At 59.0% G+C, this 18,792-nt stretch carries 18 protein-coding genes; 5 read left to right on the forward strand and 13 right to left on the reverse strand.

Annotated elements, in window-relative coordinates; genetic code table 11:
* Positions 1 to 651 carry a 23S rRNA (uridine(2552)-2'-O)-methyltransferase RlmE gene (rlmE, locus tag BOP93_RS22960; RefSeq protein WP_003235041.1) on the reverse strand — a complete coding sequence of 217 codons (651 nt, stop codon included), beginning with the start codon at positions 649 to 651 and terminating at the stop codon, positions 1 to 3.
* Between the two features lie 105 nt (positions 652 to 756).
* Between rlmE and BOP93_RS22965 the strand changes: the two genes are divergently transcribed.
* On the forward strand, positions 757 to 1,065 hold the full coding sequence (locus BOP93_RS22965) for a YhbY family RNA-binding protein (protein ID WP_003176146.1): 309 nt from the start codon (positions 757 to 759) through the stop codon (positions 1,063 to 1,065).
* A gap of 9 nt (positions 1,066 to 1,074) precedes the next feature.
* On the opposite strand, the gene BOP93_RS22970 is transcribed toward BOP93_RS22965, so the two are convergent.
* The 8 genes from BOP93_RS22970 to grpE form a co-directional block, all read right to left on the reverse strand.
* Complete coding sequence (locus BOP93_RS22970; protein ID WP_104504766.1) at positions 1,075 to 1,479, reverse strand: MFS transporter; 405 nt, start codon at positions 1,477 to 1,479, stop codon at positions 1,075 to 1,077.
* 28 nt (positions 1,480 to 1,507) lie between these two features.
* A complete protein-coding gene (gene greA, locus BOP93_RS22975; RefSeq protein WP_057725061.1) occupies positions 1,508 to 1,984 on the reverse strand; it encodes a transcription elongation factor GreA in 477 nt (158 codons plus the stop codon).
* A gap of 2 nt (positions 1,985 to 1,986) precedes the next feature.
* Positions 1,987 to 5,208 (reverse strand): carbamoyl-phosphate synthase large subunit, encoded by a 3,222-nt coding sequence (gene carB / locus BOP93_RS22980; protein WP_065892261.1) that lies wholly within the window; start codon positions 5,206 to 5,208, stop codon positions 1,987 to 1,989.
* Positions 5,209 to 5,313: 105 nt separating this feature from the next.
* Positions 5,314 to 6,450: a glutamine-hydrolyzing carbamoyl-phosphate synthase small subunit gene (gene carA / locus BOP93_RS22985; RefSeq protein ID WP_057725011.1), complete on the reverse strand. Its 1,137-nt coding sequence runs from the start codon at positions 6,448 to 6,450 to the stop codon at positions 5,314 to 5,316.
* Between the two features lie 258 nt (positions 6,451 to 6,708).
* Entirely contained in the window at positions 6,709 to 7,515 is an 807-nt protein-coding gene (gene dapB / locus BOP93_RS22990) for a 4-hydroxy-tetrahydrodipicolinate reductase (protein ID WP_057725010.1), read from the reverse strand.
* A 10-nt stretch (positions 7,516 to 7,525) separates the two neighbouring features.
* A complete protein-coding gene (gene dnaJ, locus BOP93_RS22995; protein WP_065883934.1) occupies positions 7,526 to 8,650 on the reverse strand; it encodes a molecular chaperone DnaJ in 1,125 nt (374 codons plus the stop codon).
* 317 nt (positions 8,651 to 8,967) lie between these two features.
* A complete protein-coding gene (gene dnaK, locus BOP93_RS23000) occupies positions 8,968 to 10,884 on the reverse strand; it encodes a molecular chaperone DnaK (RefSeq protein ID WP_104504767.1) in 1,917 nt (638 codons plus the stop codon).
* A 102-nt stretch (positions 10,885 to 10,986) separates the two neighbouring features.
* Entirely contained in the window at positions 10,987 to 11,547 is a 561-nt protein-coding gene (gene grpE, locus BOP93_RS23005) for a nucleotide exchange factor GrpE (RefSeq protein WP_057725007.1), read from the reverse strand.
* Between the two features lie 254 nt (positions 11,548 to 11,801).
* Between grpE and recN the strand changes: the two genes are divergently transcribed.
* A complete protein-coding gene (gene recN, locus BOP93_RS23010) occupies positions 11,802 to 13,475 on the forward strand; it encodes a DNA repair protein RecN (RefSeq protein WP_065883929.1) in 1,674 nt (557 codons plus the stop codon).
* 85 nt (positions 13,476 to 13,560) lie between these two features.
* Here the strand turns inward: recN and fur are convergent, their stop codons facing one another.
* Positions 13,561 to 13,965, reverse strand: coding sequence for a ferric iron uptake transcriptional regulator (gene fur / locus BOP93_RS23015; RefSeq protein ID WP_003194220.1), 405 nt, complete (start codon positions 13,963 to 13,965; stop codon positions 13,561 to 13,563).
* A gap of 98 nt (positions 13,966 to 14,063) precedes the next feature.
* Between fur and BOP93_RS23020 the strand changes: the two genes are divergently transcribed.
* Positions 14,064 to 14,591 (forward strand): outer membrane protein assembly factor BamE, encoded by a 528-nt coding sequence (locus BOP93_RS23020; protein ID WP_057725005.1) that lies wholly within the window; start codon positions 14,064 to 14,066, stop codon positions 14,589 to 14,591.
* Between the two features lie 56 nt (positions 14,592 to 14,647).
* Here the strand turns inward: BOP93_RS23020 and BOP93_RS23025 are convergent, their stop codons facing one another.
* Positions 14,648 to 14,950 (reverse strand): RnfH family protein, encoded by a 303-nt coding sequence (locus tag BOP93_RS23025; protein ID WP_104504768.1) that lies wholly within the window; start codon positions 14,948 to 14,950, stop codon positions 14,648 to 14,650.
* Positions 14,943 to 15,377, reverse strand: a complete 435-nt coding sequence (locus tag BOP93_RS23030; protein WP_104504769.1) for a type II toxin-antitoxin system RatA family toxin — start codon at positions 15,375 to 15,377, stop codon at positions 14,943 to 14,945. Before BOP93_RS23030 ends, BOP93_RS23025 begins: the two co-directional genes overlap by 8 nt.
* A 169-nt stretch (positions 15,378 to 15,546) precedes the next feature.
* Here BOP93_RS23030 and smpB point away from each other — a divergent pair, with 169 nt between their 5' ends.
* Positions 15,547 to 16,029 carry an SsrA-binding protein SmpB gene (smpB, locus tag BOP93_RS23035; protein ID WP_003235073.1) on the forward strand — a complete coding sequence of 161 codons (483 nt, stop codon included), beginning with the start codon at positions 15,547 to 15,549 and terminating at the stop codon, positions 16,027 to 16,029.
* 37 nt (positions 16,030 to 16,066) lie between these two features.
* Here smpB and BOP93_RS23040 read toward each other — a convergent pair whose 3' ends face one another.
* Positions 16,067 to 16,834: a GntR family transcriptional regulator gene (locus BOP93_RS23040; RefSeq protein ID WP_057725002.1), complete on the reverse strand. Its 768-nt coding sequence runs from the start codon at positions 16,832 to 16,834 to the stop codon at positions 16,067 to 16,069.
* A 251-nt stretch (positions 16,835 to 17,085) separates the two neighbouring features.
* Between BOP93_RS23040 and BOP93_RS23045 the strand changes: the two genes are divergently transcribed.
* Complete coding sequence (locus BOP93_RS23045; protein WP_104504770.1) at positions 17,086 to 18,780, forward strand: lactate permease LctP family transporter; 1,695 nt, start codon at positions 17,086 to 17,088, stop codon at positions 18,778 to 18,780.
* The last annotated feature ends 12 nt before the right edge of the window (positions 18,781 to 18,792 follow it).

Consider the following 18,792-nt stretch of genomic DNA (forward strand, 5'->3'; position numbering starts at 1 on the left):
TCAAAAACGCTCTTCGCTCGCCGCGCCTTCAACGCCGCGAAAGCCGCGACAGAGCAGGTATTGCTCCCGGGACCTGTCCCGGGAAGAGTCGGGCTTGCGTGTTTGCACCTTGTCGAACAGCTTGCGGATGTTCTTGTGGTACTCGTCAAACCCTTCGCCCTGGAAGACTTTCACCAGGAAATCACCACCAGGACGCAGTACCCGACCCGCCAGGTCCAGCGCCAGTTCACACAGGAACATGGCACGCGGCATATCGACGGCCGGTAATCCACTCATATTGGGGGCCATGTCGGAAATCACAAGGTCTACCTGCGAATTTCCCACCGCCTCAAGAATCTCTGCGAGCACGCTGTCCTGGGTGAAGTCGCCATGAACAAAGGTCACATCCGGGATGCTGTCCATCTCCAGGATGTCTGAAGCGATCAAGCGGCCCTGCCCACCAATCAGACGACTGGTCACTTGGGACCAGCCACCCGGGGCCGCGCCCAGGTCAATAACGCTCATGCCGGGACGGATCAATTTGTCCTTGTCCTGGATCTCCAGCAATTTGTAGCTGGCCCGGGAACGGTAGCCGTCCTTCTGCGCCTTTTTGACGTAAGGATCGTTGAAATGCTCTTGTAGCCACTTAAGGCTGGTTTTGGAACGGGCCACGGGCCACCTCGAAAATAAAACGGGTCGTGATTAACTGGGCGGTCCCGGACTCGCTCGGGTAAACTGGCCGCCGCTTTTTACAAGATCAGACGCAGGGGTCAGATTATGCCGCTCACTCAAGAGCAGAAGAAACAGTACAAATCCATTGGCCACCATCTGAAACCAGTTCTGATTGTGGCAGACAACGGTTTGACTGAAGGTGTGTTAGCCGAATTCGAACGCGCACTCAATGATCATGAACTGATCAAGATCAAGGTCAATATCCTTGATCGCGAAGCGCGCCTGGCCGCCGTTGCAGAATTGTGCAAGGTGGGCAAGGCGGACCTGGTTCAGGTTATCGGCAAGATGGCGCTGCTGTATCGCAAGAATTTCAGCGTCAACAAGCAACTGTCGAACGTTCATCGCTTCAAATGATGACAAGGGTCAGGGGCGTGCTTCTCGCGCCCCGCCACTCCATCCCGGTGCGGGCTGTATAACCAGCACCAGGCCGGAGAACCCTAGCACAAGATAGCTGAATAGCTGCCAGCGCAACGCTTGCGGCAGCCAGACATGCACGACGCAATACATTGCGCACGCATACAGCGCCATCAATAGCAGTTGGCCGCGAATATCCCGCCACAAACTCCCCAAGCCTTCAGTCTTGACCAGCACTAATGCCTGGAGGGTCACGCACGCCGCCGCAAAAGCCACCAGCAGCGCACTGAGCAATTCGTCGATCTCATCGATCAGCAGCGGTGCCAGGCCAATCAAACCCAGCGCTGGCAGCACGCCAATGTGCAACAACCACAGGCCACCCACCCAAAGCATCTGGGAGAGCTGCCAAAGCATGGCGCCCGCACGAAGCGGGCGCCGTCTTTCAGATGTGGCGAACTTCAACAATCTCGTACTCGATCACGCCGCCGGGGGTTTTCACAGACACCACGTCCCCTTCTTCCTTGGCAATCAAGGCACGGGCAAGCGGTGAACCGACGGAGATCTTGCCGAGTTTGAAGTCAGCCTCGTCTTCGCCCACGATGTGATAAACAACGCGCTCATCGGTCTCGACGTTGGCGATTTCCACCGTGGTGCCAAAAATCACCTTGCCGGTATGCGGGATGGTCGTGACGTCGATGATCACCGCATTCTGCATGCGGCCTTCGATATCACGGATCCGCGCCTCGACCATACCCTGCTGCTCGCGAGCAGCGTGGTATTCGGCGTTTTCCTTCAAGTCACCCAACTCGCGGGCCGTACCGATGTCCTGGCTCAGCTTTGGACGTACGACTTTGGTCAGGTGGGCGTGCTCCTCTTCCAGGGCGCGAGCGCCCTGAACGGTCATCGGGTATTTGGTTATGCTCATGCCTTCAATCCTGCGTGTAGATCCTGCAAGCGACGCACGGTCTTTTCCGGACCGAACTTGAGCGCTTCGCAGATGGCTTCGCCAGCAGCAATGGTGGTGGTGCAGTAGATCTTGTGCTGCAAGGCATTACGACGAATGGAGTAGGAGTCCGCGATCGACTGGCGACCTTCGGTGGTGTTGATGATCAGGGTGACTTCGTCATTCTTGATCATGTCGACCACGTGCGGACGGCCCTCCGTCACTTTGTTCACGCGGCGTACTTTCAGGCCGGCAGCTTCGATCAGCTTGGCGGTCCCGGCGGTAGCCACGACTTCAAAGCCCAAGTTGATCAGATCACGGGCCACACCCGCAACCAGTGGCTTGTCGTCATCGCGCACGCTGATAAACGCAGTACCGCCGGTCGGCAGCACTTCGCTGGCGCCCATCTGGGCCTTGGCGAAGGCTTCGCCGAAGGTGTCGCCCACGCCCATCACTTCACCGGTGGACTTCATTTCCGGGCCCAGGATCGGGTCCACGCCAGGGAATTTGGCGAATGGGAACACCGCCTCTTTCACGCTGTAGAAGTTCGGAATGATTTCCTTGGTGAAGCCGATTTCCTTCAGGGTCTTACCGGCCATCACGCGCGCAGCGATCATGGCCAGGGACACTCCGATGCACTTGGACACGAACGGCACGGTACGCGAAGCGCGCGGGTTGACTTCGATGACGTAGATGTCTTCGCCCTGCAGCGCCAACTGCACGTTCATCAGGCCGACCACACCCAGTTCCAGGGCCATTTTCTTGACCTGTTCGCGCATCTCGTCCTGGATGTGCGCCGGCAGCGAGTACGGCGGCAGCGAGCACGCGGAGTCACCGGAGTGAACGCCCGCCTGTTCGATGTGCTGCATGATCGCGCCGATCACCACGTCGGTACCGTCGCACACCGCGTCCACGTCCATTTCGATGGCGCAGTTGAGGAAGTGGTCGAGCAGCACCGGGCTGTCGTTGGAGACTTTCACCGCGTCACGCAGGTAGCGCTTGAGCTCTTCTTCTTCGTAGACGATTTCCATCGCGCGACCACCCAGTACGTAGGACGGACGCACCACCAGCGGGTAACCGATCTTGCTGGCTGCACGGATGGCCTCGTCTTCGCTGCGCACGGTGGCGTTCGGCGGCTGACGCAGGTTCAGGCGCTCGACCATCTGCTGGAAGCGCTCACGGTCTTCTGCACGGTCGATGGCATCCGGGCTGGTACCGATGATCGGCACGCCAGCGGCTTCCAGGGCACGCGCCAGTTTCAGCGGGGTTTGGCCGCCGTACTGGACGATCACGCCTTTGGGTTTCTCGACGCGGCAGATTTCCAGTACGTCTTCCAGTGTCACCGGCTCGAAGTACAGACGGTCGGAGGTGTCGTAGTCAGTGGAAACCGTTTCCGGGTTGCAGTTGACCATGATGGTCTCGTACCCATCTTCGCGCAGGGCGAGGGCGGCGTGTACGCAGCAATAGTCAAACTCGATGCCCTGGCCGATACGGTTCGGGCCGCCACCGAGGATGATGATCTTGTCGCGATCCGACGGCGCGGCTTCGCACTCTTCCTCATAGGTGGAGTACATGTACGCAGTGTCGGTGGCGAACTCGGCGGCGCAGGTGTCAACGCGCTTGTAGACCGGGAAGATATCCAGCTTGTGGCGATGAGTACGCAGGTTTTTCTCGGTCACACCCAGCAGCTTGGCCAGACGCTGATCGGAGAAGCCTTTGCGCTTGAGGCGGAACATCAGGTCGCGGTCGATGGACGACAGGCCGAGGGTCTTGACCTTCTCTTCTTCCTTGATCAGGTCTTCGATCTGCACCAGGAACCACGGGTCGATCATGTTCATGCCGAAGATATCTTCGACGCTCAGGCCGGCACGGAAGGCGTCAGCCACGTACCAGATACGCTCGGCGCCCGGTACGGTCAGCTCGCGCTTGAGGATGCTCATGCTTTCCGGGTTGCTCAGGTCGAGCTTCTCGTCCAGGCCGCATACACCGACTTCCAGGCCGCGCAGGGCTTTCTGCAGGGATTCCTGGAACGTGCGGCCGATGGCCATGACTTCACCGACCGACTTCATCTGAGTGGTCAGGCGCGCATCGGCCTTGGCGAATTTCTCGAAGGCAAAGCGCGGTAGCTTGGTCACGACGTAGTCGATAGACGGCTCGAAAGACGCCGGCATGGCGCCGCCGGTGATTTCATTCTGCAACTCGTCCAGGGTGTAACCGATCGCCAGCTTGGCCGCGATACGCGCAATCGGGAAGCCGGTGGCTTTCGATGCCAGCGCCGAAGAACGCGATACACGCGGGTTCATCTCGATCACGACCATGCGGCCGGTATCCGGGCAGATGCCGAACTGAACGTTGGAACCACCGGTTTCAACGCCGATTTCACGCAGTACCGCCAACGAGGCGTTACGCATGATCTGGTATTCCTTGTCCGTCAGGGTCTGCGCCGGCGCAACGGTGATCGAGTCACCGGTGTGCACACCCATCGGGTCGAAGTTTTCGATGGAGCAGACGATGATGCAGTTGTCCTTCTTATCGCGGACAACCTCCATCTCGTATTCTTTCCAGCCGATCAGGGATTCGTCGATCAGCAGCTCTTTGGTCGGCGACAGGTCCAGGCCACGGGCGCAGATTTCTTCGAACTCTTCACGGTTGTAGGCGATGCCACCACCGGTGCCGCCCATGGTGAAGGACGGACGGATAATGCACGGGAAGCCCAGCTTTTCGAGAACCGCGTTGGCCTCTTCCATGCTGTGGGCGATACCGGAGCGCGGGCAATCAAGGCCGATGGACTTCATCGCCTTGTCGAAACGCGAACGGTCTTCAGCCTTGTCGATGGTGTCGGCGTTGGCACCAATCATCTCGACGCCGAACTTCTCCAGGACGCCTTCGCGCTCCAGGTCCAGGGCGCAGTTCAATGCGGTCTGGCCGCCCATGGTTGGCAACAGCGCGTCCGGACGCTCTTTCTCGATGATCTTGGCAACGGTCTGCCATTTGATCGGTTCGATGTAGGTGGCATCGGCCATGGCCGGGTCGGTCATGATGGTGGCCGGGTTGGAGTTCACCAGGATGACGCGGTAACCCTCCTCGCGCAGGGCTTTACAGGCCTGGGCGCCGGAGTAGTCGAATTCGCAGGCCTGGCCGATCACGATCGGGCCAGCGCCGAGAATCAGGATGCTTTTTATGTCTGTACGTTTTGGCATGGGTTTGTCACTCAAATCCGCAGGTCAGTCGGCAAGCCGTCTTGAACATTCTTTGAAGAACCTGCGGGGGCCACCGAAGTTCGGGGCCACCCGCAGGCCGCTCAGTCAGCGTCGCTTGGCCATCTCATTGATGAAACGGTCGAACAGCGGCGCTACGTCGTTCGGGCCCGGGCTGGCTTCAGGGTGCCCCTGGAAGCTGAACGCGCTCTTGTCGGTGCGCTCGATGCCTTGCAGGGAACCGTCGAACAGCGACTTGTGAATGGCGCGCACGTTCGAAGGCAGGCTCGCTTCATCCACCGCAAAACCGTGGTTCTGGCTGGTGATCATGACAACGCCAGTGTCCAGGTCCTGCACGGGGTGGTTGGCACCGTGGTGACCGTGGCCCATTTTCAGGGTCTTGGCGCCCGAGGCCAGGGCCAGCAACTGGTGGCCCAGGCAGATACCGAATACCGGGATCTCGGTTTCCAGCACGTCCTTGATCGCCTGGATCGCGTAGTCGCATGGCTCCGGGTCACCAGGGCCGTTGGACAGGAACACGCCGTCCGGTTGCAGGGCGAGTACATCGCTGGCCGGGGTTTGCGCCGGCACCACGGTCACGCGGCAGCCACGCTCAACCAGCATGCGCAGGATGTTGTACTTCACGCCGTAGTCGTAGGCCACAACGTGATAAGGCAAGTCGGCGGCCTCGATAGTCGCGTGGCTGTCGGTCTTCAGGTCCCAGACAGTGGAGCGCCATTCGTACTTCTCTTTGACGCTGACGACTTTCGCCAGGTCCATGCCCTTCAGGCCAGGGAACCCTTGCGCTGCGGCAATCGCGGCCTCTTCGGAGATATTCTCACCGACCATGATGCAGCCGTTCTGCGAGCCTTTTTCACGCAGGATGCGCGTGAGGCGGCGCGTATCGATACCGGCGATCGCCACAACGTTGTTGGCTTTCAGGTAATCGGACAGCGACATTGTGTTACGCCAGTTGCTCGCAACCAGTGGCAGGTCACGAATCACCAGACCGGCCGACCAGACACGATCAGACTCGGCGTCTTCCGGTGTAGTACCGGTGTTGCCGATGTGCGGATAGGTCAGGGTAACGATCTGTTGGGCGTAGGAAGGATCGGTAAGGATTTCCTGATAGCCGGTCATGGCGGTGTTGAACACCACCTCACCAACGGTTTGACCGTCGGCTCCAATGGCTTCGCCGCGAAAAATGCTGCCATCAGCAAGGGCGAGTATGGCTGGCTTAGTCAAGAAGACCTCCCGTAAATAAAGCCTGAAAGGGCGATCGCAGGTTGCAAAAAAGCGGAGTGACGTATGGACACGTCACCCCGCTTCTTCACTGAATTATTCTGCGCGCTTTTAGTGGACACACTAAAGCTGTAGCTTACAGAAAAAGGCTTTTTTGGTCCACCGCTAATGAGCCTGAAAGGCAGGGGAATGCGACAGGGCGTCGCTTAGCGGGTAAAACGGGGCCCAAGCATAAGCTTGAGGCCCTGTTTAAGCTACCGATTAGTGCAAGTCGAGCACGTCACGCATGTCGTACAGGCCAGGCTCGCGCCCTTCCAGCCAGAGCGCAGCGCGCACCGCACCCTTGGCAAACGTCATGCGACTCGAGGCCTTGTGCGTGATTTCCAGGCGTTCGCCCTCAGTGGCAAACAGCACAGTGTGATCGCCGACCACATCACCACCGCGTACGGTGGCAAAACCAATGGTGTCGCGCGCACGGGCACCGGTGTGCCCTTCACGGCCATACACCGCCACTTTGGACAGGTCACGCCCCAACGCATCGGCAATGGCCTCGCCCATCCGCAAGGCAGTCCCGGACGGCGCATCGATCTTATGGCGATGATGGGTTTCGATAATCTCGATATCCGCCTCATCACCCAATACGCGAGCGGCCATATCCAGCAGCTTGAGGGACAGATTCACGCCTACGCTGAAGTTCGCCGCAAAGACGATCGGGATATCCTTGCCCGCCTGAGCCAGCAACTGCTTCTGCTCAACCGTCAAACCGGTGGTACCGATCACCATCGCCTTGCCTGCCTTGCGACAGAACGCCAGGTTTTCCAGCATCACCTCCGGCAGCGTGAAATCGATCAACACGTCGAACTCGTCGGCCACCTGCGCCAGATGACCGGACAACGAGACGCCGATACGGCCCAGTGAGGCCAACTCACCGGCATCCGCACCGATCAACGTGCTGCCCGGACGCACGATCGCCGCGGTCAGCCCGGACGCCGGCGAGCGCTGCTGCACGGCTTCGACCAGCGTCTTGCCCATGCGCCCGGCAGCGCCCATTACGGCTATACGTCGCATACTCAATTCCTTACAGGTCGCCGAAGAAGCGCTTCACACCATCGAAAAAGCCCGTGGTTTTTGGCGAGTGGGAGTCATCACCTTCCAATGAACTGCGGAACTCTTCAAGCAGCTCACGCTGACGACGATTCAGGTTGACCGGCGTTTCCACCGCCACGCGACACATCAGGTCGCCGGCCCCGCCACCGCGCACCGGCGCAACGCCTTTGCCACGGATACGGAACTGCTTGCCGGTCTGCGTACCCTCTGGAATCTTGAGCTTGACCCGACCGTCCAGCGTCGGAATTTCCAACTCACCACCCAGGGCAGCGTCGACAAAGCTGATCGGCACTTCACAGAACAGATGCTTGCCATCACGCTGGAAGATCGAGTGCTCGCGCACATTGATCACCACGTACAGGTCACCCGTAGGCCCACCCTGAGTACCAGCTTCCCCTTCACCCGACAGACGAATGCGGTCGCCGGTATCCACGCCCGCCGGCACTTTCACCGACAGCGTCTTGTACTCTTCGACGCGACCTTCGCCATGGCAGGAATCGCACGGGTCGGAAATGATCTTGCCCTGGCCATGGCAACGCGGGCAGGTTTGCTGCACCGAGAAGAAGCCCTGCTGCATGCGGACCTGGCCGATACCGCCGCAGGTCGGGCAGGTGATGGGCGAAGAGCCCTTCTTGGCACCCGAGCCATCGCACGGCTTGCAGTTGACCAGCGTCGGTACACGGATATTGACGCTGGTGCCGCGCACGGCTTCTTCCAGGTTCAGCTCCAGGGTGTAGCGCAAGTCGCTGCCACGCTGGGCCCCGCCACGCTGACCACCACGGCCGCCACCAAAGAAATCACTGAACACGTCACCGAAAATATCGGAGAAGTTCTGGCCACCAAAACCGGCACCGCCGCCGCCCATGCTCGGGTCGACGCCGGCATGCCCATACTGGTCGTAGGCTGCACGCTTGTTGGGATCAGACAGACATTCGTAGGCCTCATTGGCCTCTTTGAACATTTCTTCGGATTCTTTGCTATCCGGATTACGGTCCGGGTGGTGCTTCATCGCCAGGCGACGGTAAGCCTTTTTCAGGTCCGCCTCGCTAGCCCCGCGCTCCACACCCAATACTTCGTAATAGTCACGCTTTGCCATAAGTCTTTGCACTCTTAAGGACGTTCAGCCAGACCCTCCTGAGCCTCGCCAAACTCGTTGAGCCCCAATGCAGGCCCGGACCCAACTCACGTCAATTCAACGATCCTGGTCATTACTACTTTTAGCCGGCCACCCGACTAAAAACGCGGTATTTACTGCTCGGAAAGCAGGAGCATTCCCGGCCACACCGCCAGCACCCGAACGCTGTCGCATACTGTAAAAATTCGCATACCCCAGACACGCCAACGCGGGAGCAAGCTCCCGCGCGGCGACATCCTACCAGTCACCGCTTGAAAGCGGTCAACCGGACAACCCAATTACTTGTTGTCTTTGACTTCTTCGAACTCGGCATCGACAACGTCGTCGTGCTTGGCTTCAGGCTCTGCCTGTTGCGCTGCAGCATCAGCTGGCTGACCTTGTTCGGCATACATTTTCTGAGCGACCGGCGCGGAGACTTTCGACAGCTCCTCGATTTTGCTCTCGATAGCAGCCTTGTCGTTGCCCTTAACGGCGGCTTCCAGGGCAACCACGGCAGCCTCGATCGCAGCTTTCTCTTCGGCAGTCACTTTGTCGCCAGCGTCAGCGACCATTTTGCGTGTCGAGTGAACCAGCGCGTCACCCTGGTTACGGGCACCGGCCAACTCGGCAAACTTGGCGTCCTCATCAGCGTTGGCTTCAGCATCACGAATCATCTGTTGAATTTCTTCATCAGACAGGCCGGAGTTGGCCTTGATGGTGATCTTCTGCTCTTTGCCGGTCGCTTTGTCTTTCGCACCAACGTGCAGAATGCCGTTGGCGTCGATGTCGAAGGTCACTTCGATCTGCGGCACACCACGTGGTGCTGGTGGAATCTCGGCCAGGTCGAACTTGCCCAGGGATTTGTTCTGGGCGGCCTGCTTACGCTCGCCTTGCAGCACGTGAATGGTCACAGCGCCCTGGTTGTCGTCGGCAGTCGAGAACACCTGAGATTTCTTGGTAGGAATCGTGGTGTTTTTCTCGATCAGCGCGGTCATCACGCCGCCCATGGTTTCGATACCCAGGGTCAGCGGGCTGACGTCCAGCAGCAACACGTCCTTCACGTCACCGGCCAATACTGCGCCCTGGATGGCAGCACCCATGGCAACCGCTTCGTCCGGGTTCACGTCTTTACGTGCTTCTTTACCGAAGAACTCGGTAACTTTCTGCTGCACCAGCGGCATACGAGTCTGGCCACCGACCAGGATCACGTCGTTGATCGAGCCCACGTCGATACCGGCGTCTTTCAGCGCAATGCGGCAAGGTTCGATGGTGCGTTGAACCAGGTCTTCAACCAGCGCTTCCAACTTGGCGCGAGATATCTTCACGTTCAAGTGTTTAGGGCCGGTAGCGTCTGCGGTGATGTACGGCAGGTTCACGTCGGTGGACATGCTCGAGGACAGTTCGATCTTGGCTTTCTCAGCGGCTTCTTTCAGGCGCTGCATCGCCAGCGGGTCACCCTTGAGGTTCATGCCGCTTTCTTTCTTGAATTCGTCAACGAGGTAGTCGATCAGACGGATGTCGAAATCTTCACCACCCAGGAACGTGTCGCCGTTGGTGGCCAACACTTCGAACTGGTGCTCGCCGTCAACTTCAGCGATCTCAATAACGGAGACGTCGAAAGTACCACCACCCAGGTCATAAACGATCACGGTGTGGTCGCCTTTGGCCTTGTCCATACCGTAGGCCAGGGCCGCTGCGGTAGGTTCGTTGATGATACGTTTTACATCCAGGCCCGCGATGCGGCCGGCGTCTTTGGTCGCCTGGCGCTGGCTGTCGTTGAAGTAGGCCGGAACGGTGATCACCGCTTCGGTCACGGTCTCACCGAGGTAGTCTTCGGCAGTCTTCTTCATCTTTTTCAAGACTTCAGCCGAGATCTGCGGTGCGGACATCTTGTTGCCGTTCACTTCAACCCAGGCGTCACCGTTGTCGGCCTTGGCGATTTTGTAAGGCACCATCTTGATGTCTTTCTGTACGACTTCCTCGTCGAACTTGCGACCGATCAGACGCTTTACCGCGTACAGGGTGTTGTGCGGGTTGGTAACGGCCTGACGCTTGGCCGACTGACCGACCAGAATCTCGCCGTCGTTGGCGTAAGCGATGATCGACGGCGTGGTACGCGCGCCTTCAGCGTTTTCGATAACTTTGGCCTTGCCGTTTTCCATGACCGAGACGCACGAGTTGGTGGTCCCCAGGTCGATACCGATAATCTTGCCCATGTTTGACTCTCCCGAAACTTGAATTTGGTTGCCGCAGCAGTTGTGGCTAACTGCGGTAGCACTTAATCGCTTGACTTATAAATGGGGGCCTTGCGGCGGATTTCAAGCCTGCTCATCAATAGAAGGCGAAACGGGGGCGGGAGCCTTGCTCACCACCACCATTGCCGGGCGCAGCAAGCGCCCGTTGAGCAGATAGCCCTTCTGGAATACCTTCAATACGCTGTTGGGCTCCAGGTCATGGCTCTCCTGCATCGCCATCGCCTGGTGGTGCTCTGCGTTGAACGGCTCACCGCCTTGCGGATCGATGGCTTCCAGCTGATAACGCTTCAGGGTGTCCTGGAACATTTTCAGGGTCAGTTCGATCCCCTCACGCATGGGGCGGATGTTTTCGTCATCCGGATTGGACAGTTCAAGGCCACGCTCCAGGCTATCGATAATCGGCAGCAGGTCGTTGGCGAATTTTTCCAATGCGAATTTGTGAGCTTTTTCTACGTCCTGCTCGGCACGGCGGCGGACGTTCTGCAGATCGGCGGCAACACGCAACGACTGATCCTGCGCTGCGGCCAATTGCTCTTCGAGCACTTGCACACGAGTCCCCAGCTCATCACCGGCGGCCGAATTGGCGTCTGGCGTTTGCGTATCCTGCGTCTGTTCGTCAGCCATAGATTTCTCCTTTCAAAATCATGCGCGAACTCAACTCGCGCTTCTGTTCCGGTATATGGGGCCACAATTTTCAGGTTCAAGGGTGCAGGGGTTACCAAAAGTCTTTCGTATGTCTCGGATTATTTCCCGCCTCTACATTCCTTATTGAGCTAAAAAAAACGAGCGATCAAGCAAATCGAGCTAAGCGTCAGGATTGTCAGCTCAGAACAAAACACTGTATAAATAACCAGACCTAAAGCCTGGGAGCGGCCGTCATGCTCGTGCACCTGTCCGTACATAACTACGCCATCGTTGAACATCTGGATCTCGAACTGGATCGCGGCATGAGCGTAATCACAGGCGAGACCGGCGCCGGCAAGTCGATCATGCTCGACGCCCTGGGCCTGACGCTCGGGGACCGCGCCGACAGTGGCGTGGTGCGCCCCGGCGCCGACAAGGCCGACATCCTGGCCACATTCGATCTGGCGGATATTCCCGAGGCCGAGGCCTGGCTGGCCGAGCGCGACCTCAATAACGAAGGCCCGTGCATCCTGCGCCGAGTGATCACCGCCGAAGGACGCTCACGTGGCTATATCAACGGCACGCCCTGCCCCCTTGGCGATTTGAAAGCCCTGGGTGAACTGTTGATTGATATCCACAGCCAGCATGAGCACCAGTCCCTGCTGAAAACCGATACCCATCGCCGCCTGCTGGATGAGTACGCCGGTGCCACCGAACTTGCCCGCCAGGTTCACCTGGCCGCCCAACGCTGGCGCCAGACGCGCCAGGAACTGGAACGCCTTTCCAATTCCGGCGACGAGCAACGCGCTCGCCACCAATTGCTCAGCTATCAACTCGAAGAGCTTGAAAGCCTGGGCCTGGGCGAGACCGAACTGGAACAGCTTGAACAGGAACACAAGAACCTGACCAACGCCGAGACACTGCTGGGCATCTGTCGCCAGGTGATCGAGCAATGCAGCGAAAGTGATTCCGGCAATGTGCTTAACGCACTGACCGCCAGCCTCAATCGCCTGTCCAGCGTGACTAACGCCTCCGGCTCACTGAGTGAAGCCACTACCCTGCTGACCAGCGCGCAGATCCAGGTGGAGGAAGCGGTCGGCGAGCTGAACCGCTTCCTCGATCATTTCGATGCCGACCCGGCGCGCCTGCAGGTAATAGAAGAGCGCCTGGACACCATCTACACCCTGGCGCGCAAACATCGAATCCAGCCAACCGAAGTGGCGGCAATGCAACAAAAGCTGCTGGATGAAATCGAGACCCTGAACGCGAACGACGAGTCGATCGAGCGCCTCGGCGAAGAACTCGCCTCCTTCGCCCGCCATTATCAGGAAAAGGCTCGTGAGCTGAGCGACCTTCGCCAACAGGCCGCTACCCGTCTGGCCGGTGCCGTGGAACAGGAAATCCAGCGCCTGGGCATGCCCGGTGGCCGCTTCACCATCCAGCTGCACGCCAATACCAGCCATGAACTGCAACCCCACGGACTGGAACAGGTAGAACTGCTGGTCAGCGCCAACCCGGGGCAACCGCTCAAAGCCTTGGCCAAAGTCGCCTCCGGCGGCGAGCTGTCACGGATCAGCCTGGCGATCCAGGTCATCACGGCGCAAACCTCGCGCGTACCGACTCTGGTATTCGATGAAGTGGACGTGGGCATTGGCGGGCCGACTGCCGAGATTGTTGGCCAGTTGTTGCGCCGCCTGGGCGATCGTGGCCAGGTGCTGACGGTGACCCACTTACCGCAAGTGGCGGCCCAGGGGCATCAGCATTTGTTCGTGCACAAAGTGCGGGGCAGCGATGCGACGCGCACGGCCGTGTCCAAGCTGAACAAGTCGGAGCGCGTGGAAGAAGTGGCGCGGATGCTCGGCGGTATTGATTTGACCAAGGAGTCCCTGGCGCACGCGAAGAAGATGGTCGTAGCAGCGAAGGCCTGAGCGAGCATTTTCCCTCTTATATAAAGCACGAAGGCGACCCTAGGGTCGCCTTCGATCGTTGCGCAGAGCAAATCTGCGTCGTTTTTTACTTTTTCTTACGGATGTACAGCACCAGATTATGGTCGACCAAATCGAAGCCATGCTCCTCAGCGATCTTATGCTGCAGCGCTTCGATCTCAGGGCTGGTGAACTCGATAACCTCATTGGTATCCAGGTCAACCATGTGGTCGTGATGCCCGCCGTCGGCCAATTCAAACACTGCATGACCGCCGTCGAAATTATGACGAACCACCAGCCCTGCGGCTTCAAACTGGGTCAGGACACGGTAAACCGTGGCCAGGCCGACGTCCTCATTAGACTCCATCAGCGCCTTGTAAACGTCCTCGGCACTCATGTGGCGTTGCTCAGCAGAATCGAGCATTTGTAGAATCTTGACTCGGGGCAGAGTCACTTTGAGACCGGCTTTGCGTAGTTCGCTATTTTCAACCATGGTTAGCTTTCTCGCGGATGCTGCTTCGCAGCTTCTCTTAATACGGGTATGATCGGCGTTTACGTTGTCCCAGCCAAGATAGTGGAAGTCGCCCACCGATGCAAAACACCAAGCTCTTGCTAACCAGTTTCACCTTTGTGGGACTGCTCGCACTCGCCGGTTGTTCATTCCCCGGGGTTTACAAAATCGACATCCAGCAGGGCAATGTCGTCACGCAGGACATGATAGACCAGTTACGTCCGGGAATGACCCGACGGCAAGTAAGGTTTATCATGGGCAATCCCCTGCTGACCGACACTTTCCATGCCGATCGCTGGGATTATCTCTACAGCCTCCAGCCTGGCGGCGGTGAGCGCCAGCAGGAGCGCGTCAGTGTCATTTTCAATGGCAATGACCAGCTTGTCAGCCTGTCCGGCGACTTCATGCCTGGCGTAAGCCGCGATGAAGCGCTGTTGGGCAAGGACAGCGGCACCAGCGTGACCGCCCCTGCGCAGGAAGCCGAGAAGCCGAAATCCGAGGTGCCGGCCAAGCCAGGCTCCTTGCTGGACCAGATCCAGAAAGACGTCGATGGCGTGGAAACCGTGCCTGTCCCGACGCCACAGCCTCTGGACACCAGCCCGCAGTAACAAAGCAACACTCAACAAAAAGCCCGGCATGCCGGGCTTTTTGTTGTCTGAAGGATTTATGAGTTTTGCTGCCTGGTCTTCGCCGCCCTGGCCGCACGCTGCCTACGTATTTCCTTCGGATCTGCCAGCAACGGCCGGTAGATCTCAATTCGATCACCTGGCTGCACAACATGCACATCGGCGTCCGCCACCACCTTGCCGAAGATCCCAAGCGGGCAGTCAGCCAGCATCCATTGCGGAAACTGCTCAGCCATTCCCGACATTTGCACCGCCGCCCTCAGGCTCGTGCCCGCCGGAACCTTCACCTGCAATAAAACCTGGCGATCAACGGCGGCATGCACCACTTCAATCTCAACCATGCAGTTGCTTGGCCCGCTGGCAGAACGCATCCACCAGCGTATTCGCCGCCTGATTGAACAAAGGCCCCAATGTCGCGCGAATGATCGGCCCTGCGTAATCGAACGACAGATCCAGGCTGATCTTGCAGGCCTTGTCCGTCAGCGCCTTGAATACCCACACCCCATGCAACTGGGTGAACGGGCCTTCCTGCAGATTCATCTCGATGGATTTTCCAGGCACCAGCACATTGCGCGTAACAAAATGCTGGCTAAGCCCACCCTTGGCTACGCCGACGCTGGCAACCATGTACCCGTCATCGCCCTCCAAAACCTCGGCAGTGGAGCACCACGGCAGGAATTCCGGGTAACGCGCGACGTCGTTGACCAGGTCATAGAGCGCCTGTGCGGGATACGGCAGCAGGGCCGAACGTTGAATATGCGTCGTCATGTGAGCGTTATTTCCACAGCTGAGCGGGCAAACATCGCGAAACAACAGCCAGATCCGCGAGAGAAAAAAACCAGAGAACTGCCCGCATTGTCCGGGATTCGTCCAACACGCTCAAGCACGCAGGTTGACCGTAGCCGACACGCTCGCAACTCCCTATAATGCCGCCCCTATGGCTAAACAAAAGAAACACCCAACAGGGACCATCGCGCAAAATAAAAAGGCGCGACACGATTACTTCATCGAGCATCGGTTCGAGGCTGGTCTGGTCCTGGCCGGCTGGGAAGTAAAAAGTCTGCGTGCCAGCAAGCTGCAGCTGGTCGACAGCTATGTGCTGCTCAAGGATGGCGAGGCGTGGCTGCTGGGCAGTCATATCACCCCGCTGACCACCGCGAGCACTCATGTAATTGCCGACCCGGTGCGCACGCGCAAGCTGCTGCTCAATGCCCGCGAGCTGGAAAAACTCGCCGCAGCAGTACAGCAGAAAGGCTACGCCTGCATCTGCTTGTCCTGGTACTGGAGCAAGCACCTGGTCAAGTGCGAAATTGCGCTGGGCAAGGGCAAGAAGGAATACGACAAACGCGATACCGAACGCGAGCGCGACTCCAATCGCGAATTGCATCGCGCAGTGCGTAACAAAGGCAAGGAAGACTAACCTTGTGACGATGCAGCTTCGGGCCACTCGCCCGAGGCTACATGCCTTTACGTCGCTCCGCCCGAGCCACGCGCTGAACCTCCTGACGAACCTCCTCCAGCACTTCCTGCACATACAGCAGGTGACGCGTTGAGATCTCCCGCGCCTGCTCGGCCCGCCCTTCAATAATTGCCAGGTACAGATCGCGATGCTGGCTGATCAGCATGTCGCGGGTCTCGGTGCGCTGTTGATACATGCCGCCAATGTTAGTCACCACGTTGCGCTTGAGCAGATCGAACAGCCCGCGAATGGTGTGCAGCAGCACGGCGTTATGACTGGCCTCGGCAATGGCCAGGTGAAACCGCGCATCTGCCGCGCCCTCCTCCACTCGACTCACCTCATCGACGCGCGCGTAGCAATCCTGCAACGCCTCGAACGCCGCCGTCAGCCGCTCACGGTCCACTTCCGTTGCCCGCAATGCCGCGTAATAAGCACAGGAAGCCTCAAGCGTCTGGCGAAATTCCAGCAAGTCCCGCTGCGCTTCAGGATTGTTTTCCAGCAGATGCAACAAAGGGTCACTGAAGGTTGACCCCAGGGATTCCACCACATAGTTGCCACCGCCCTGACGACTGACCAACAACCCTTTGGCCGCCAGCTTCTGAATCGCTTCGCGCAGCGACGGGCGCGACACGCCAAATTGTTCAGCCAATGCGCGCTCGGCCGGCAAGCGCTCGCCCGACTTCAACGTGCCCTCAAGGATCATGCCCTCGAGCTGCTCGACAATATCGTCAGACAAACGGCGCTGACGCACCTGATCAAACCCCATAACCCGCTCTCCACCATCCCGACCACGCGCCGGGCTCTCTATTCTGGCCTATCGCCGCGCTCCCGACACCTATCAGAACGCCTCGGATTATCCCGATCAGAACGCCGCACACCCACTCGTACGACCAAAGTTTCCTGGGCGGCAAATTGACACACCCCTGCCAAGCCTCTTAATCTAGCCCACAGCGACTGTAAATTGGTATTACCAATTATCCAAAGCGTACAAACAACAACAATCAGGGGCCACCCCATATGCAAACCTGGCAACAGCTCTACAGCCCTCTTGGCAGTCTCGGTGCATCCGCACTCGCCGCCGTTATACCCATCGTATTTTTCTTCCTGGCCCTGGCTGTATTCCGCCTCAAGGGGCACGTGGCCGGCAGCATCACGCTGGCGCTGTCAATCCTGGTGGCGATTTTCGCCTTCCAGATGCCGGTGGACATGGCCCTGGCAGCCGCCGGCTACGGCTTCGCCTATGGCTTGTGGCCGATTGCATGGATCATCGTGGCGGCGGTATTTCTCTACAAATTGACGGTCAAGAGCGGCCAATTCGAAGTGATCCGCAGCTCGGTCCTGTCGATTACCGACGACCAGCGCTTGCAGGTACTGCTGATCGGCTTCTGCTTCGGCGCCTTCCTCGAAGGGGCGGCCGGTTTCGGTGCGCCCGTGGCAATTACCGCCGCGCTGCTGGTCGGCCTGGGTTTCAACCCGCTCTATGCCGCCGGCCTGTGCCTGATTGCCAACACCGCCCCGGTCGCCTTCGGTGCGCTGGGTATCCCGATCATTGTGGCGGGCCAGGTCACCGGCATCGACGCCTTCAAGATCGGCGCCATGACCGGTCGCCAGCTGCCCCTGCTGTCACTGTTCGTGCCGTTCTGGCTGGTGTTCATGATGGACGGCCTGCGCGGCGTTCGCGAAACCTGGCCCGCAGCCCTGGTGGCCGGCCTGAGCTTTGCCGTCACTCAGTACTTCACGTCCAACTTCATCGGCCCTGAACTGCCCGACATCACCTCGGCACTGGCCAGCCTGATCGCCCTGACCTTATTCCTGAAAGTCTGGCAACCCAAACGCAGCGCCGGCGCGCAGATTGCCGGCGCCACCTCGAGCACAGCAGTTACCGCCAGCGCCGGCGGCTTCGGTTTGCCGCGCAACACCCTGGTTTCGCCGTACAGCCTGGGGCAGATTTTCAAGGCGTGGTCGCCCTTCCTGATCCTCACCGTGCTGGTGACCATCTGGACCCTCAAGTCCTTCAAGGCGATGTTCGCCGCCGGCGGCTCGATGTACAGCTGGGTGTTCAACTTTGCGATCCCGCACCTCGACCAACTGGTAATCAAAGTCGCGCCGATCGTCACCAACCCCACCGCCATACCGGCGGTATTCAAGCTGGACCCGATTTCAGCAACCGGCACCGCGATTTTCTTCTCCGCGCTGATCTCGATGGTGGTATTGAAAATAGACGCAAAAACTGGTCTTACCACTTTAAAAGAGACCTTCTACGAGCTGCGCTGGCCGATCCTGTCCATCGGCATGGTGTTGGCCTTCGCCTTTGTCACCAACTACTCGGGCATGTCCTCGACCATGGCCCTGGTGCTGGCCGGCACCGGCGCGGCCTTCCCGTTTTTCTCACCGTTCCTCGGCTGGCTCGGCGTTTTCCTGACAGGCTCGGACACCTCGTCCAATGCACTGTTCAGCTCGTTGCAGGCCACCACCGCCCACCAGATCGGCGTCAACGACACCTTGCTGGTGGCGGCGAATACCAGTGGCGGCGTGACCGGCAAAATGATTTCGCCGCAATCGATCGCCGTGGCCTGTGCCGCGACCGGCCTGGTCGGCAAGGAATCCGACCTGTTCCGCTTTACCCTTAAACACAGCCTGTTCTTCGCCACGATCGTCGGGCTGATCACCCTGGCACAGGCGTATTGGTTCACCGGTATGCTGGTGCACTGAGACCTGCACGCA

This window comes from Pseudomonas orientalis, assembly GCF_002934065.1.
Lineage (GTDB): Bacteria > Pseudomonadota > Gammaproteobacteria > Pseudomonadales > Pseudomonadaceae > Aquipseudomonas > Aquipseudomonas orientalis_A.